13 protein-coding genes are annotated in these 16,301 nt (G+C 72.6%); 7 read left to right on the forward strand and 6 right to left on the reverse strand.

What is annotated here, in order from left to right; all coding sequences use genetic code 11:
- On the forward strand, positions 1–1,002 hold a 1,002-nt coding region (locus EF918_RS21075; protein WP_260610445.1), incomplete at its 5' end, for a VWA domain-containing protein.
- Between the two features lie 115 nt (positions 1,003–1,117).
- Here EF918_RS21075 and aspS read toward each other — a convergent pair.
- Positions 1,118–2,938: an aspartate--tRNA ligase gene (gene aspS / locus EF918_RS21080; protein ID WP_125648883.1), complete on the reverse strand. Its 1,821-nt coding sequence runs from the start codon at positions 2,936–2,938 to the stop codon at positions 1,118–1,120.
- Between the two features lie 125 nt (positions 2,939–3,063).
- Here aspS and EF918_RS21085 point away from each other — a divergent pair, with 125 nt between their 5' ends.
- Both EF918_RS21085 and EF918_RS21090 read left to right on the forward strand, forming a co-directional pair.
- Positions 3,064–5,244 carry a SpoIIE family protein phosphatase gene (locus tag EF918_RS21085; RefSeq protein ID WP_125648886.1) on the forward strand — a complete coding sequence of 727 codons (2,181 nt, stop codon included), beginning with the start codon at positions 3,064–3,066 and terminating at the stop codon, positions 5,242–5,244.
- 38 nt (positions 5,245–5,282) lie between these two features.
- Positions 5,283–6,338: an AI-2E family transporter gene (locus tag EF918_RS21090; RefSeq protein ID WP_125648890.1), complete on the forward strand. Its 1,056-nt coding sequence runs from the start codon at positions 5,283–5,285 to the stop codon at positions 6,336–6,338.
- A 24-nt stretch (positions 6,339–6,362) separates the two neighbouring features.
- Here EF918_RS21090 and EF918_RS21095 read toward each other — a convergent pair whose 3' ends face one another.
- The gene (locus EF918_RS21095; RefSeq protein WP_125648857.1) at positions 6,363–7,334 is read right to left on the reverse strand and encodes a pirin family protein; all 972 of its coding nucleotides are present in this window, start codon (positions 7,332–7,334) and stop codon (positions 6,363–6,365) included.
- 152 nt (positions 7,335–7,486) lie between these two features.
- Here EF918_RS21095 and EF918_RS21100 point away from each other — a divergent pair, with 152 nt between their 5' ends.
- Positions 7,487–7,936 carry a hypothetical protein gene (locus tag EF918_RS21100; protein WP_125648861.1) on the forward strand — a complete coding sequence of 150 codons (450 nt, stop codon included), beginning with the start codon at positions 7,487–7,489 and terminating at the stop codon, positions 7,934–7,936.
- 49 nt (positions 7,937–7,985) lie between these two features.
- Here EF918_RS21100 and EF918_RS21105 read toward each other — a convergent pair whose 3' ends face one another.
- Positions 7,986–8,969, reverse strand: a complete 984-nt coding sequence (locus tag EF918_RS21105) for a helix-turn-helix domain-containing protein (protein ID WP_125648865.1) — start codon at positions 8,967–8,969, stop codon at positions 7,986–7,988.
- 60 nt (positions 8,970–9,029) lie between these two features.
- Positions 9,030–9,506 carry an SseB family protein gene (locus EF918_RS21110; protein ID WP_125648868.1) on the reverse strand — a complete coding sequence of 159 codons (477 nt, stop codon included), beginning with the start codon at positions 9,504–9,506 and terminating at the stop codon, positions 9,030–9,032.
- 175 nt (positions 9,507–9,681) lie between these two features.
- Between EF918_RS21110 and EF918_RS21115 the strand changes: the two genes are divergently transcribed.
- The 3 genes from EF918_RS21115 to EF918_RS21125 all read left to right on the forward strand — a co-directional run bounded on the left by EF918_RS21115 (position 9,682) and on the right by EF918_RS21125 (position 13,829).
- The gene (locus EF918_RS21115; protein ID WP_125648871.1) at positions 9,682–11,508 is read left to right on the forward strand and encodes an acyl-CoA dehydrogenase; all 1,827 of its coding nucleotides are present in this window, start codon (positions 9,682–9,684) and stop codon (positions 11,506–11,508) included.
- A 159-nt stretch (positions 11,509–11,667) separates the two neighbouring features.
- Entirely contained in the window at positions 11,668–12,423 is a 756-nt protein-coding gene (locus EF918_RS21120) for a hypothetical protein (RefSeq protein WP_125648874.1), read from the forward strand.
- Between the two features lie 113 nt (positions 12,424–12,536).
- Entirely contained in the window at positions 12,537–13,829 is a 1,293-nt protein-coding gene (locus EF918_RS21125; RefSeq protein WP_125648893.1) for a M18 family aminopeptidase, read from the forward strand.
- Between the two features lie 133 nt (positions 13,830–13,962).
- Here the strand turns inward: EF918_RS21125 and EF918_RS21130 are convergent, their stop codons facing one another.
- Positions 13,963–15,792, reverse strand: a complete 1,830-nt coding sequence (locus EF918_RS21130) for an NHL domain-containing thioredoxin family protein (protein WP_125648877.1) — start codon at positions 15,790–15,792, stop codon at positions 13,963–13,965.
- A gap of 232 nt (positions 15,793–16,024) precedes the next feature.
- Positions 16,025–16,301, reverse strand: a 277-nt coding sequence (locus EF918_RS37115) for a hypothetical protein (protein WP_221889732.1), incomplete at its 5' end; no start/stop codon positions are given.

Consider the following 16,301-nt stretch of genomic DNA (forward strand, 5'->3'; position numbering starts at 1 on the left):
ACCCCGCCCCCCACCCCGAAGCCGGAGCCGGTCGCGGCCGAGCCGGAGCCGGTCGCGGCCGAGGCCGAGCCGGTCGCGGAGCCCGAGCCCGAGGTGGTCGCCGTAGCCGCCGAGCCCGAGCCGGAGCCCGAGCCCGTCGTGGCCGAGGCGCCGGTCGCCGAGCCCGAGCCCGTCGCGGCGGAGCCCGAGCCCGAGGTGGTCGCCGTAGCCGCCGAGCCCGAGCCGGAGCCCGAGCCCGTCGCGGCCGAGGCCGAGCCCGAGGTGGTCGCCGTAGCCGCCGAGCCCGAGCCGGAGCCCGAGCCCGTCGCGGCCGAGGCCGAGGCCGAGCCCGTAGTGGCTGGGGCGGAGGTCGGGCCTGCGGTGGCGTTGGCGCAGGTGAAGCGGCGGGCCGCCGGGGTCGCCGGGGCGTACAAGGCGGCCGGGCAGGTGCTGCGCGGCAAGGGGAAGGCAAGGGCCCGGGCCCGCGTCTACCTGGTCCTGGACCGCTCCGGCTCGATGCGACCGTTCTACAAGGACGGCAGCGTCCAGCACCTGGCCGAGCACACCCTGGCCCTGGCCGCGCACCTGGACGAGCAGGCCACCGTGCACACGGTGTTCTTCTCCACCGAGGTGGACGGCACCGCCGACCTCACCCTGGACACGCACGAGGGCTGGGTCGAGGCCCAGCACTCCGCGCTCGGCCGCATGGGCCGCACCAGCTACCACGTGGCGGTCGAGCAGGTCGTCGAGCACTACGTCAAGCAGGGCGGCGAAGGCCCGGCCTTCGTGGTCTTCCAGACCGACGGCGCCCCCGACAACCGCCAGCCGGCCCGCCAGGCCCTGGTCGACGCGGCGGCGTACGACATCCACTGGCAGTTCGTCGCGTTCGGCGACCTGGACTCCAAGGCGTTCGACTTCGTCCGCAAGCTCGACCTGGACAACACCGGCTTCTTCCACGCCGGCCCGGCCCCGGCCGAACTGACCTCGGCCGCCCTCCTCAAGGGCGTCCTGGCCGACTTCTGAGCCACCGGCGACGACGGCCCGCGACGACGAAGGGGCCCGGGATCCGTACGGATCCCGGGCCCCTTCCCGTTCAGCTCGGCTCAGCTCAGCTCGGCTCAGCCGGCCCCGGCACGGCTCAGCGCGCGGCGTCCGGGTGGACCGCCTCGGAGACCGGCCGCTCACCGGCGGCGGTCTTCTTCTCCACCGGCTTGCGCAGCGCGATGTTCAGCTCGCGCAGGCGGGCCTCCTCCAGCTCCGTCGGCGCGCCCATCATCAGGTCCTGGGCATTGCCGTTGAGGGGGAAGGCGATGGTCTCGCGGATGTTCGGCTCGTCGGCCAGCAGCATCACGATGCGGTCCACGCCCGGGGCGATGCCACCGTGCGGCGGGGCGCCGAGGCGGAACGCGCGCAGCATGCCCGCGAACTCGCGCTCCACGGTCTCCGCCTCGTAACCGGCGATCTCGAAGGCCTTGAGCATGACCTCGGGCTCGTGGTTGCGGATGGCGCCCGAGGACAGCTCGATGCCGTTGCAGACGATGTCGTACTGCCACGCCAGGATGTCCAGCGGGTCCTTCTCCTCCAGGTCCTTCATGCCGCCCTGCGGCATGGAGAACGGGTTGTGGGAGAAGTCGATCTTGCCGGTCTCCTCGTCCCGCTCGTACATCGGGAAGTCGACGATCCAGCAGAAGCGGAAGACGTTCTCCTCGAACTGGCCGGCGCGCTTGGCGGCCTCGACCCGGACCGGGCCCATGATCTTGGAGACCTCGTCGAACTCGCCCGCGCCGAAGAACACGGCGTGGCCGGCCGCCAGGCCGAGGCGCTCGGTGAGGACCTTGACGTTCTCCTCGGTGAGGAACTTGGCGATCGGGCCGGTCAGCGAGCCGTCCTCGCCGACGCGCACCCAGGCCAGGCCCTTCGCGCCGAGCGAGATCGCGAACTCGCCGAGCCCGTCGAAGAACTTGCGCGGCTGGGCGGCGGTGTCCGGCACCGGCAGGGCGCGGACGTGCTTGCCGGCGAACGCCTTGAACTCGGAGTTCTCGAAGACGTCCGTGATGTCGACGAGCTCCAGCTTGGCGCGCAGGTCGGGCTTGTCGTTGCCGTACTTCAGCATCGACTCGCGGAACGGGATCCGCGGGAACGGCGAGGTGACCTCGCGGCCGCCGCCGAACTCGGTGAAGAGCTCGGTCATCAGCTTCTCGATGGGCTGGAAGACGTCCTCCTGCTCGACGAAGGACATCTCCACGTCGAGCTGGTAGAACTCGCCCGGCGAGCGGTCGGCGCGGGCGTCCTCGTCGCGGAAGCACGGCGCGATCTGGAAGTAGCGGTCGAAGCCGGAGATCATCAGCAGCTGCTTGAACTGCTGCGGGGCCTGCGGCAGGGCGTAGAACTTGCCGGGGTTCAGGCGGGACGGCACCACGAAGTCGCGCGCGCCCTCGGGGGAGGTCGCGGTCAGGATCGGGGTGGCCATCTCGTTGAAGCCGAGGGCGACCATCTTGTGGCGGATCGCGGCGATCACGGCGGAGCGCAGCATGATGTTGCGGTGCATGCGCTCGCGGCGCAGGTCGAGGAAGCGGTACTCCAGACGGCGCTCCTCGTTCACCCCGTCGTCGGTGTTGATCGTGAACGGCAGCGGGGCGGCGGCGCCCAGCACCTCGACCTCGGCGGCCTCGATCTCGATCTCGCCGGTGGCGAGGTCGGGGTTGATGTTCTCGGCGCCGCGGGAGACGACCTTGCCGTCGACGCGGACGACGGTCTCCTTGGACAGCTTGTCCAGGACCTCCGCGGCGGCGGTGCCGGGACGGGCGACGAGCTGCGTGATGCCGTAGTGGTCGCGCAGATCGATGAAGAGGATGCCGCCCAGGTCTCGACGATTGTGCAGCCAGCCGCTCAGCCGGACGTCGGCGCCGACGTCAGAGGCACGGAGCTCGCCGCAGGTGTGGGACCTGTACCGATGCATCATTCATCCAGTTCTTCGCGATAGCAGGTGGATACAACCCTCACAAGGTTACCGCCCGCGTCCGCGCCCGACCTGCGCCGGATCCGGACGGGCGGAGCGCCGCGATGACCTGTAAACATGGCGGGGTGCGTACCGAGGACGTCCTGGCCGCCATCGCGACGGGCCTGTGGCGGTGGGACAACGCCGCCGGCACGGTCGCCCTCGACGGCGAGGCCGCCCGGCTGCTCGGCCTGCCCGCCGAACCCGTCGTCCTGCCCGAGGCCGCGGTGCGGTCCCGCTTCCACCCGGTGGACTGGAACGAGATCAACGGGATCGTGAACCTCGCCGTCGCCGAGGGCACCCTCGCCGAGGCCCGGCTGCGGATCATGGACGAGGACGGGCGCGTGCTGCGTACCGTACGCACCCGGTCCAAGCCGTTGGAGAACCGTTCGGACGGGGGCCGGCCGGACTACGAGCTGATCGGCACGCTCCAGGAGATCGCCGAGCCGCAGCCGGGGACCACCGCCGCGCACACCCCGATCACCGGGGACTGGCGGCGCTCGCGGGAGGCCTTCCTGCTGGACGCCGGCCGGGCGCTGGCGGAGGCGCGGTCGACCGCCGAGGTGCTGCGGGTGGCGGCGTCGCTGTCGATGCCCGGGTTCAGCCCGGACGGGCTGGCCGTCTTCGGGGTGGAGGGCGACCGGCTGTCGGTCATCGGCCACCACGGGCACGGCCCGGACGACGAGGGCCCCTTCTCGCACATGCGGCTGGACACCGACTACCCGGCCGCCGAGGTGGTCCGCACCGGCCGGGCGATCTACCTGCCCACGCCGGAGGACTACAAACGGCGGTTCCCGGCCACCTGGCCGCTCGCCCAGCGCTTCGGCCGGGTCTCGTGGGCCTTCGTCCCGCTGATCGTGGCCGGCCGGACCATGGGCGCCTGGATGGCCGCCTTCAAGCAGCCGGTCTCCTTCTCCCCCGACGAGCGGTCGGTGCTGACCACCGTGGCCCGGATGCTGGCCCAGGCCCTCCAGCGGGCCGGCGTGGCCGAGTCCGAGCGGGAGCTGACCACCGGCCTGCAGCGCTCGATGATGCCGACCCTGGGCCCGCAGATCCCGGGCATGCAGGTGGCCGCGCGCTACGTGCCCACCGGCGGCGGCCTGCAGGTGGGCGGCGACTGGTACGACATGATCCCGCTGCCCTCGGGCCGGTTCGCCCTGGTCATCGGGGATGTGCAGGGCCACGACGTGCGCGCGGCCGGGCTGATGGGCCAGCTCCGGATCGCCGTCCGCGCGTACGCCTCGGAGGGCCACCGGCCGGACGCGGTGCTCTCCCGGGCCTCCCGCTTCCTGTCCGGCCTCCAGTCGGGCGATCCCTTCTCGTCCGGCACGGCCGCGGCGGTCGACGGCTCCGCCGAGGACTCCGCGGAGGACTTCCACATCCCCCGCTTCGCCACCTGCCTGTACGTGGAGTGCGACCCGGAGACCGGAGTGCTGGAGGTGGCCCGGGCCGGCCACCCGGACCCGGCGATCCGGATGCCCGACGGCACCGTGCTGCTGCGCCCCACGGCGGGCGGGCTGCCGCTGGGCATCGTCGCGGACACCGACTACCCGACGACCCGGTTCACGCTGGAGCCGGGCGAGACGATGATGCTGTGCACCGACGGGCTGATCGAGACCGGCGGGCACGACCTGGACACCGGCTGGGCGCGGCTGCGCGCCGTCCTGGAGTCCGAGGCGCATGTCACCGAGGGCCTGGAGAAGCTCGCCGACCTGCTGGTCCAGGCCGTGCACGGGCCCTCCTCGCACCACACCACCGGCCCTCTCGCCGACCGCCGCGAGGACGACATAGCGGTGGTGCTGCTGTGCCGCGAGGGCCCGGGCTGCGGGTGCGGAGCCCCGGCCGAGCACCTGGTCCGGCCGGCCCGCCGGACCATGCTGACCGTGGCGCAGGCCGAGCCCGAGCGGATCTCCGGTGCCCGCCGGCAGGTGCGCGAGCTGCTGCACGACTGGGCGGACCCGGAGCAGGTGGACTCGGCGGTGCTGATGGTGTCGGAGATGGTCACCAACGTGCTGATGCACACCGACGGCGACGCGCTGCTGGTCGCCGAGGCGGTGGGCGAGCTCGGCGCCCGGCGGCTGCGGGTGGAGGTCGCCGACGGCTCCGACGAGCTGCCGCACAAGCGGCACCCGGGCGAGATGGCCTCCAGCGGCCGCGGTGTGCTGCTGATGGAGATGCTGGCGGACGCCTGGGGCGTGGACCCGCGCGGCGAGGGCAAGTCGATCTGGTTCGAGCTGTTCGAGCGGTCCAAGCCGGACTCCGCCTGAGCCGGCCGCGCCGCCCGTGCGTGGTTGGATGGGGCGTGATCAGCTCCCTGCTCCCCGAGCCCGTCCGGCGGCTGGCCGCCTGGTGCGTGGTCTTCCTGCTCCTGACCGGTGTCGCGGCCGTCCTGGTGTGGCTGTGCACGGTGTTCCGTACCGCCGTCACCCCGGTGCTGCTGGCCCTGCTCGGCACCGCCCTGCTGGGGCCGCTGTACCGGCGGCTGATCCGGATGCGGGTGAACCGGTCGCTGGCCGCGGCGCTGACCTGCCTGGCCGTGGTGGTGGTGTTCGGCGGGGCGGCGTACGTCGTGGCGAGCGTGCTCGTGAACACCGGGGACCAGATCATCGTCAGCCTGCGCCGGGCCGGTGAGGACCTGGCCGGGCACCTCGGGGCGGCCGGCACCTCGCTGGAGGACCTGGCCGCGAACGCCAAGGACCTGCTGACCAAGTTCGGCGGCACCGCCGCCTCCGGGGTGATCGCCGGCATCAGCGTGGTGGGCGAGGTGATCGCCGAGGCCGTCCTCGCCCTCCTGCTCAGCTTCTTCTTCCTGCGCGACGGCGACCGCGCGGTGCTCACGCTGCGCTCGCTGGCTCCGCGTCAGGCCGGGGACATGCTGGAGGCGATGGCCCGGCGCGCGTTCGAGGCCGTCGAGGGCTTCATGCGCGGCACGACGTTCATCGCCCTCATCGACGCCCTGTGCATCGGCATCGGCCTGCTGGTCCTGCGCGTGCCGGGCGCGGTGGGCCTGGCCGCCCTGGTCTTCGTCGGCGCCTACATCCCGTACCTGGGCGCCTTCGTCTCCGGCACGGTCGCCGTCCTGGTCGCCTTCGCCGACCGCGGCTGGTTCATCGGCCTGTGGGCCCTGGGCGTGGTCCTGGCGGTCCAGGTCCTGGAGGGCCACGTCCTCCAGCCGATGATCCAGAGCCGCACGGTCCAGATGCACCCGGCGGTGGTCATGCTGGCCATCACCGCAGGCGCCGGCGTGGCAGGCATCCTCGGCATGCTCCTGTCGGTCCCCCTGACCGCAGCAGCCTTCGGCATCATCTCGGAACTCCGGGACCGGTACGGGGGCCCGGACGCGGCGGAGCCGGCGCGGTAGCGCGCCGGCTCCGGGGGGCCCTGGTTACAGCCCGCCCTCGGACATTCCGTGGACGGCCGGGATCGTGCCCAGGCGGCCCTTCTGGAAGTCGTCGAACGCCTGCTGGAGTTCCTCGCGGGTGTTCATGACGAACGGGCCGTAGTGGGCCATGGGCTCGCGGATGGGCTGTCCGCCGAGGAGGACGACCTCCAGGTCCGGGGTGTGGGAGTCCTGCTTCTCGTCCGCGCGGACGGTGAGCGAGGAGCCGGTGCCGAAGACGGCCGTCTGGCCCAGGTGGATCGGACGGCGCTCGGCGCCCACCGAGCCGCGGCCCGCGAGCACGTACGCCAGGCCGTTGAAGTCCTCCCGCCACGGCAGGGTGACCTCCGCGCCGGGGGCGAGCGTCGCGTGGATCATCGTGATCGGGGTGTGCGTGATGCCGGGGCCCTGGTGGCCGTCCAGCTCGCCGGCGATGACGCGGAGCAGTGCGCCGCCGTCGGGGGACGTCAGCAGCTGGACGTTGCCGCCGCGGATGTCCTGGTAGCGCGGCGCCATCATCTTGTCCTTCGCCGGCAGGTTCACCCACAGCTGGAGGCCGTGGAAGAGGCCGCCGGACACGACCAGGTGCTCCGGCGGGGCCTCGATGTGGAGGAGGCCCGAGCCGGCCGTCATCCACTGGGTGTCGCCGTTGGTGATGGTGCCGCCACCGCCGTTGGAGTCCTGGTGGTCGAAGATCCCGTCGATGATGTACGTGACCGTCTCGAAGCCGCGGTGCGGGTGCCACGGGGTGCCCTTCGGCTCCCCGGGCTGATACTCCACCTCGCCCATCTGGTCCATCATGATGAACGGGTCCAGGTACTGGTAGTTGATCCCCGCGAACGCACGGCGCACGGGGAAGCCCTCGCCCTCGAAGCCGCTCGGCGCGTTCGTCACGGCCAGCACGGGGCGCGCCACGGCATCGGCCGGCGCGGCCACCCGGGGAAGCGTGAGCGGGTTCTCCACAGTCACTGCAGGCATGGTCGGACCTCCTTCTGCTCCGAGTTTAGTTGAAACTCGAACTTTCTGCCACACCCGCACACAACGGTGGCGTCACTCGTCCCATTCCCGATCAACCACCGCCCCCCGCGCCGCGTCCTCCCCCGCGTACCCGCATCTCGGCAGGAGTGGCAGTGACCAGCAACGACAACGGCACGGACACCGCGGACGACACCGGCAGCCGGACCGGCACCACCGCTCCGGCCCAGCCGCCGTCCCCGTCGGCGGTGCTCGGCGCCGCGGCCGCCCTCGCGGCCGCCACCGTGGCCGTCGGCTACGCCTCCTGGCGGTGGGCCCCGACCGGGCCGCTGGAGCCGCTGCCCGGCCCGCCGTGGCCGTACCTCGCCGCGTGGGGGGTGTTCTGCCTGGCCGCCTACCTGCTGTGGCGTTGGGCGACCGCGTACACGGACCCGGAGGGCGGCGCCCACGCCGTCGGCGTCGTCACCGTGGCCGGGATGCGGACCTCGCTGGCCCACCGCCCGGACGTCCTGCCCCTGTGGCTCTACGGGGCCCTGGTCGTGGCCGGGTGCGCGGTGGCGGCCGTGTGGTGGCGGCGCCGGGTGCGGCGGGACCAGGGCCGCTGAGCGTGCGAAGCCGCCGACCGTGCGGGGCCGCCGAGCCTGCGGGGCCGCGTCAGCGGGTGCCGTGGAGGAGGTCGACGCCGAGGCCGGTGGCCGTGTGCAGCACCGCCTTGCCCTCGCGTTCGGTGGTGATCAGGCCCGCCGCCCGCAGCGTCCGGGCGTGCTCGGAGGCCGAGGGCAGGCTGATGGCCAGGTCCCGGGCCAGTTCGGTGGTCGTACGCCGCTGCACCAGGTGCTGGAGCACCGCCGCCCGGGTCCGCCCCAGCAGCGCGTCCAGCGGGTCCGGCCCCGGCGCCGGCTCGCCGGCGGTCAGCGGGAACGGGGTCAGCGCCGGGTAGAGCAGCACCGGCCGGCCCCCGCCGCTGCCGTCCGGCGCGGAGCCGGCCAGCAGCGGCCGGCCGGTCCAGAAGACCGAGGGCATCAGGAGCAGTCCCTGGCCGGCCAGGCGCACCTCGTAGTCGGGCGGGCGCCCCACCTCCAGGACCGAGCCGTCCCAGCGCGCGTCCGGATGGGTGCTCGTCAGGACCGCCTTGATGCCGTGGGAGGCCATCAGCCGGGTCCGCCAGGCGACATCGGCCCGGAAGGCGGCGCGGATCCGGTCCCGGTGCGGGGCGATCACCGTCTCGTGCCCGGCCCGCAGCGCGGCCCCGAGCTGCTCCCAGGCCCCCGCCTCCTGGTCCCACAGCGCCCGCAGCCAGGTCACCGGGCCCCGGGCCCGGCCCGCCACCCGGCGCAGCTCGTCGTCGGTCAGCCGGGTGCCGGCCTCGCGGACCACGGCCAGGGCCTCGTCGAGGTCGCGGACGAACGGCTCCAGGAACGGCGGGTTGTCCCCGTCCGGCCGCAGCAGCTCCAGCAGCGGGCCGACGGCCCGGCCGGGCAGCTCCCGCGAGAGCCGGCCCCGCCAGGGCCCGAAGACGGCCCGCTCGTCGTCGCGCTGCCAGGCCGCCATCGCGAGGGCGAGCTCCACCAAGGGGTAGGGCTCGGCGGCGAAGGTGACGCTGAGCAGGTCCTCCAGCGAGAAGTGGATCCGTAGCACGCGCCCCTCCCCGGGAGATCCGTGTACGCGCAGGCGTACGTGCAGGCGTCAGGCCTCCGTCTAGCCGTACATGCGGCGCATCGCGTAGTCGACCATCTGCTCGACCGCCTTCGCGTCGAAGACCATCCGGTGGTCGCCCTCCATGTCGAGGACGAAGCCGTACCCGGTGGGCAGCAGGTCGATCACCTCGGCGCCGGTGATCACGAAGTACTTGGACTCCTTGCCGGCGTACCGGCGCAGCTCCTTGAGCGTGGTGAACATCGGGATCACCGGCTGCTGGGTGTTGTGCAGCGCCAGGAACCCGGGGGTGTCCCCGCGCGGGCAGTAGACCTTCGACGTGGCGAAGATCTGCTGGAAGTCCTCGGCCGACAGCGACCCGGTCGTGAAGGCCCGCACGGCGTCGGCGAGCGAGGGCGGGGAGGGCTCGGGGTACAGCGGCTGCTCGGCGTACCCGCCCGCCATCTGCTGCGGATGCTGCGGAGCGGCGTAATTCTGCCCCGCGTGGCCCGCGCTCACGTTCTGGTCGTAGCCGTACATGGGCCGAAGCCTACCGAGCACCCCTCGCCGTCAGGGCACGGATTCCCGCCACGCTTGACGCTGGTCACAGTCGTCGGACGGGGGTTGATTCTTATTACCGGCGGGTAGCATCATGACGTTACCGATTGGTACGCGTACGAGGAATGCCTCCCCGAGCCTTAACGGAGCCGTCGCAATGGGCCACTACAAGTCGAATCTCCGCGACATCGAGTTCAACCTCTTCGAGGTGCTCGGCCGCGACACGCAGTACGGCTCCGGTCCGTTCGCGGAGATGGACGTCGAGACCGCCAAGAGCATCCTGGACGAGATCGCCCGCCTCGCGGAGAACGACCTCGCGGAGTCCTTCGCGGACGCCGACCGCAACCCGCCGGTGTTCGACCCCGAGACCAACACCGCCCCGGTCCCGGCCTCGTTCAAGAAGTCGTACAAGGCCTTCATGGACTCCGAGTACTGGCGCCTGGGCCTGCCGGAGGAGATCGGCGGCACCACCTCCCCGCGCTCCCTGATCTGGGCCTACGCGGAGCTGCTGCTCGGCGCGAACCCGGCCGTGTGGATGTACTCCTCCGGCCCCGCCTTCGCCGGCATCCTGCACGCCGAGGGCAACGAGGCGCAGAAGAAGATCGCCCAGATCGCCGTCGAGAAGCGCTGGGGCTCCACCATGGTCCTCACCGAGCCGGACGCCGGCTCGGACGTGGGCGCCGGCCGTACCAAGGCGGTCCAGCAGGAGGACGGCTCCTGGCACATCGAGGGCGTCAAGCGCTTCATCACCTCGGGTGAGCACGACATGGAGGAGAACATCCTCCACTACGTCCTCGCCCGCCCCGAGGGCCACGGCCCCGGCACCAAGGGCCTGTCGCTGTTCCTCGTCCCGAAGTTCCACTTCGACTGGGAGACCGGCGAGCTGGGCGAGCGCAACGGCGTCTACGCCACCAACGTCGAGCACAAGATGGGCCTGAAGGCCTCCAACACGTGCGAGATGACCTTCGGCGACCAGCACCCCGCCAAGGGCTGGCTGATCGGCGACAAGCACGACGGCATCCGCCAGATGTTCATGATCATCGAGTTCGCCCGGATGATGGTCGGCACGAAGGCCATCGCGACGCTCTCGACCGGTTACCTGAACGCGCTGGAGTACGCCAAGGAGCGCGTGCAGGGCACCGACCTGGCCGACTTCCTGGACAAGAACGCGCCCAAGGTCACCATCACCCACCACCCCGACGTCCGCCGCTCGCTGATGACGCAGAAGGCGTACGCGGAGGGCATGCGCTCCCTCGTGCTGTACACCGCCACCGTCCAGGACGAGATCGCGGTCAAGGAGGCGGCCGGCGAGGACGCCAAGGCGCTGCACGGCCTGAACGACCTGCTCCTGCCGATCGTCAAGGGCTACGGCTCGGAGAAGTCCTACGCGCTGCTGGCCGAGTCCCTGCAGATCTTCGGCGGCTCCGGCTACCTGCAGGAGTACCCGATCGAGCAGTACATCCGGGACTCCAAGATCGACACCCTCTACGAGGGCACCACAGCCATCCAGGGCCAGGACTTCTTCTTCCGCAAGATCGTCCGCGACCAGGGCGCCTCGCTGAACCTCCTCTCCGAGGAGATCAAGAAGTTCCTCGCCCAGGGCGAGGGCGGCGAGGAGCTGGCCCCGGCCCGCGACGCGCTGGCCAAGGCCGCCGTGGACCTGGAGGCGATCGTCGGCAAGATGATCACCGACCTCACCGCCACCGGCGAGGACGTCAAGAACATCTACAAGGTGGGCCTGAACACCACCCGCCTGCTCATGGCCTCCGGTGACGTGGTCGTCGGCTACCTGCTGCTCAAGGGCGCCGCCGTGGCCGCCGCCAAGCTGCCGACCGCCTCCGCCAAGGACGTGCCGTTCTACCAGGGCAAGATCGCCGCCGCGAAGTTCTTCGCCGGCCAGGTCCTGCCGGCCCTGTCGGTCCAGCGCGAGCTGGCCGAGGGCGTCGACAACTCCCTCATGGAGCTCGACGAGGCCGCCTTCTAAGCAGGCGCGGCAGCCTCGTCACCCCGCGTACGCGGTGTACGCGCGCAGCGGCCGGACCCCTCCTCGCACAGGGGGTCCGGCCGCTGCCCGTTTCTCTCCCGCCCCCCGCTCACCAGGCCGTTTCCCCGGTTGTCCGTGGTTCGTGGCACGCTCGTGGACATGAGTCCACAGGAGCAGCAGCGCACCGGCGGCCGGGGGTACAGCGTGCCCACGGGGCGCCCGTACGCCCTCAAGCAGCTTCAGGACAGCCTGAGCACCCTCGGCGACCAGGTGAAGGAGCTCTACGAGGGCTCCCACCCGGCCGAGTACGAGCCGGTCACCGACGCCCTGTGGACCGCCTTCCGGACGGCCGCCGGGCTGGCCCCGGCCAAGAGCTACACCGGCTGCCCCGTCCACCCCAACGGCGCGCTGGACCCCGAGGCCCCCGAGGGCTGGGGCCGCTGCCTGCTGTGCAACGACCGGCGCCGGCTCGGGCTGCGGTTCCAGGGCGGCACCGGACGGCCCGGCCCCGGCCCGGCCGGCCAGGCCCCCGCCGAGCAGCGCCGGCTCGGCTACCCCGTCCCGGACGGCCCGTACACGCTCGGCATGCTGCGGGCCTACCTGCGGGCCGTCGACGAGCAGCGCTTCCACCTCACCCTCACCTCGCCCGACCAGGCCTTCGTGCGCATCGCCGACGACGTCCACCGCGCCTTCATCGTGGCCCGCGAGCTGTCCCGCCCGCGCAACGCCTCGGGCTGCAGCGAGCATCCCGGCGCGCCGATCGACCCCGATGCTCCACCGGGTGAGGCCTGTATCTTCTGCGCGGGACGCAAGAGACGCGCGCAGCGCTCCCCGCAGACCCCGGAGATGCTCCCGCGCATCCGCCGGGGCGAGCGCAGGCAGTTGCGGCGGCGCTTCGAGCGTCCGCCGGGCTGAGCCGCCCGGGACGTGGTTCACCTTGCGCCGCGGCCCCTGCTTCCGGCGGCTGCCCGTCGGCTATCCGCCACAGTCCGGCCATGGCGAACACGACCGTCGTTAAGGTGAACCACATGAGCTCTCCCGCCCGCTTCGACCGCGGCCACACCGACGACCTGATGACCTTCCTGGCGGCGAGCCCCTCGCCGTACCACGCGGTGGCCGGTGCGGCCGAGCGACTGGAGAAGGCAGGCTTCAGGCAGTTGTCGGAAACGGACGCCTGGGACGCGAGCGCGGGCGGCAAGTTCGTGCTCCGCGGCGGGGCGATCATCGCCTGGTACGTGCCCGAGGGCGCCGCGGCGCACACCCCGTTCCGGATCGTGGGGGCCCACACCGACTCGCCCAACCTGCGCGTCAAGCCGCTGCCCGACACCGGCTCCCAGGGCTGGCGCCAGATCGCCGTCGAGATCTACGGCGGCACCCTGCTCAACACCTGGCTGGACCGGGACCTCGGCCTGGCCGGCCGGCTGACCCTGCGGGACGGCTCCGAACGGCTGGTCAACGTCGACCGCGCCCTGCTGCGCGTGCCCCAACTCGCCGTCCACCTCGACCGGTCGGTCAACACCGACGGCCTCAAGCTCGACAAGCAGCGGCACATGCAGCCGATCTGGGGCCTGGGCGACGTCCAGGAGGGCGACCTGATCGCGTTCCTGGAGGAGGAAGAGGGACTGCCCGCCGGCTCGGTGGCCGGCTGGGACCTGATGGTCCACTCCATCGAGCCGCCCGCCTATCTCGGCCGCGACCGCGAGCTGGTGGCCGGCCCCCGCATGGACAACCTCGTCTCCGTGCACGCCGGTACGGCCGCGCTGGCGGCCGTCGCGACCTCGCAGAAGCTGGAGTACATCCCGGTCCTGGCCGCCTTCGACCACGAGGAGAACGGCTCCCAGTCGGACACCGGCGCGGACGGCCCGCTGCTGGGCAACGTGCTGGAACGATCCGTCTTCGCCCGGGGCGGCAGCTACGAGGACCGCGCCCGCGCCTTCGCCGGCACCATCTGCCTGTCCTCCGACACCGGCCACGCCGTCCACCCCAACTACGCTGAACGGCACGACCCTTCGCACCACCCGCGGGCCAACGGCGGGCCGATCCTGAAGGTCAACGTCAACCAGCGCTACGCCACCGACGGCAGCGGCCGTGCGGTGTTCGCCGCCGCCTGCGAGCGGGCCGGGGTGCCCTGGCAGACGTTCGTCTCCAACAACTCGATGCCGTGCGGCACCACCATCGGCCCGATCACCGCCGCCCGGCACGGCATCCAGACCGTCGACATCGGCGTGGCGATCCTGTCGATGCACAGCGCCCGCGAACTGTGCGGCACCGACGACCCGTTCCTCCTCGCCAACGCGCTGGTGGCCTTCCTGGAGGGCTGACCGGCCCGCCGGCGAGCGCCCCGGCCGGGGCGGGCCGGGCCGGGGCGGGCCGTGCCGGGCCGGGCCGGGCCGTGCCAGGCCGTGCCGGGGCGGGGGTGGAGCCGCCGGGAACGGCCCCACCCCCCTCCTCACCTCAGTCGTCCATCCCGGCCAGGACCAGCGGCAGCCGGCCGGCACCGCCGGGGGTGATCCGTACGGGCACGCCCCAGTCCTGCTGGTGGACGTGGCAGGCCGGGTACTCGTTGGCCGGGTCGTCGTCGCAGGACGCGGCCATCGCCGAGACGTGCAGCACGCCCTCGGTGATGCCGTCGGCCAGCACCAGGTCGCGGAACAGGTCGGTCCCGGTCCCCTCGCCGCCGGCCAGCAGCTCGGGCGGCGTGGAGCTCACCAGCAGCCGCGTGGAGGGCCCGTACCGGTCGTCGAGCTTCTGCCCGTTCGGCGCCCGGAAGACCACGTCGAGACGGAGCGTGCCGGGAGCGATGTCGGTGGCGGCCCGCTGCGTGCGGTGGGCGACGTCCTGGACCCGCACGGCCTCGTCGGGCAGCCGCAGCCGGGTCAGCCGGTGCCGGGCGGACTCCACCACCACGATCTCCTCCCCGACCAGCACGGCGTCGCTGGGCTCGCGCAGATCGGTGGCCAGCGTGCTGACCTGGCCGGTCGCGGGGTCGTAGCGGCGCAGGGCGTGGTTGTACGTGTCGCAGACGGCCACCGAGCCGTCGGGCAGGGCGGTCACGCCCAGCGGGTGCTGGAGCAGCGCCTGGCCGGCCTCGCCGTCGCGGTGCCCGAAGTCGAACAGCCCGCTGCCGACGGCGGTGTGCACGGCTCCGTCGGCGTCGACCCAGCGCAGCGCCGAGGTCTCGGAGTCGGCGACCCACAGCCGGTCCCCGGCCGCCGCCAGGCCCGACGGCTGCGCGAACCAGGCCTCGGCGGCGGGCCCGTCCACCAGGCCCTCGTTGGTCGTACCGGCCGCGACCTGGACGGTCCCGGCGGCCGGGTCCCAGGTCCACAGCTGGTGCACGCCCGCCATGGCGATCCACACCTTGTCCTGCCACCACGCCACGTCCCAGGGCGAGGACAGGTCCACCTCCAGCGCCGGCCCGGAGGTCGGCGAGCCCTGCCACCACTGGCGGCCGGTCCCGGCGACGGTCTCGACGGCTCCGGTGGCCGGGTCGAGCACGCGCAGCGCGTGGTTGACGGTGTCGGCGACGACCACCCGGCCGTCGGGCAGCAGCGCCAGCCCCTGCGGCTCGTTGAAGGTGTCCGCGCCGAACCCGCGCTCACCGCTGCCGATCCGCCGCAGGACGGTCTCCCCGTCCGGAGCGAACTCGACGAGCTGGTGCCGGGTGGAGTCGGACACGAGCAGGTTCCCGCTGTCCGGGAGCACGAGCGCCTTCCCGGGGAACCGCAGCTCTCCGGCGACCGGCTCCGGAGCCACGTAGGGCCCGTCCCCGCGCCGCAGCGTCCCCTTGGCCTCGTGCTCGGCCTCCAGCTCCGCGACCAGCCGGGCGATGGCGTGCGCATGCCCCTCACCGGCGTGCTGCGCGACGACGTACCCCTCGGGGTCGATCACCACCAGCGTGGGCCAGGCCCGCACGGCGTACTGCTTCCAGGTCGCGAGCTCGGGGTCGTCGAGCACGGGGTGGTGGACCCCGTACCGCTCGACGGCATCCACGACGGCGGCGTGCTCGGCCTCGTGCACGAACTTCGGCGAGTGCACCCCGACGATCACCAGGGTGTCCCGGTGCTTCTCCTCCAGCTCGCGCAGCTCGTCGAGGACGTGGAGGCAGTTGATGCAGCAAAAGGTCCAGAAATCGAGGATCAATGTGCGACCTCGGAAGTCGGCGAGCTTCAGGTCCTTCCCGCCGGTATTGATCCATCCGCCCTTGCCGATCAGCTCGGGGGCACGGACACGGGCACGGCGGGGCGCGGGCGCGGGGGTGGGCGCCGGGGCAGCATCGTTCATGTTTCAAGCTTGCCATTGGCCCATGAACACCGGATCACGACCGTACGACGCCGTTGTCCTGCGCAACTGCGGGATCCGCTCCACCACGGACTCCACGGGTGGGGCCTTCGGCAGGCTTGGCAGGGCTTTGACCGTGCCGCTCTCGCGCCTTCGGCGATCGATGTGCGCTCCCACGCGTACGGCACCGCCCCGGGGAGCCGGGCCGGGTGCGGCTCGGGCGCAGGAGCGTGTCTCAGACGACCGAGGCGTACCAGGCCAGGGTCAGGGCGAGGACGGTCGCGGCGATCGTGGTCAGGAAGCGGGCCCGGTCCGGGCTGCGGCGGGGGTCGGCGCCGCGGGACAGGAGCAGCAGGGTGGCGGCCGGGATCAGCAGGATGCCGCCGAGGTAGGCCAGCGGGAGCGCCAGGAGCAGCACCGGCACGCCCAGGACCAGGCCGTACGCGCGGAACGCGGTGCGGCGGGGGAGGAGGGGGGCGACGGCGAAGGCCGCCAGGAGGACCGGGTGGAGC

The sequence above is a fragment of the Streptomyces sp. WAC06614 genome (assembly GCF_003949795.1).
GTDB lineage: Bacteria > Actinomycetota > Actinomycetes > Streptomycetales > Streptomycetaceae > Streptomyces.

Bases quoted from the DNA above. Each gene is read 5' to 3' on its own strand.
- aspS (WP_125648883.1), bottom strand. From the start codon at position 2,938: ATGCATCGGTACAGGTCCCACACCTGCGGCGAGCTCCGTGCCTCTGAC.
- EF918_RS21095 (WP_125648857.1), bottom strand. From the start codon at position 7,334: ATGCCTGCAGTGACTGTGGAGAACCCGCTCACGCTTCCCCGGGTGGCC.
- EF918_RS21110 (WP_125648868.1), bottom strand. From the start codon at position 9,506: ATGTACGGCTACGACCAGAACGTGAGCGCGGGCCACGCGGGGCAGAAT.
- EF918_RS21115 (WP_125648871.1), top strand. From the start codon at position 9,682: ATGGGCCACTACAAGTCGAATCTCCGCGACATCGAGTTCAACCTCTTC.
- EF918_RS21120 (WP_125648874.1), top strand. From the start codon at position 11,668: ATGAGTCCACAGGAGCAGCAGCGCACCGGCGGCCGGGGGTACAGCGTG.
- EF918_RS21125 (WP_125648893.1), top strand. From the start codon at position 12,537: ATGAGCTCTCCCGCCCGCTTCGACCGCGGCCACACCGACGACCTGATG.
- EF918_RS21130 (WP_125648877.1), bottom strand. From the start codon at position 15,792: ATGAACGATGCTGCCCCGGCGCCCACCCCCGCGCCCGCGCCCCGCCGT.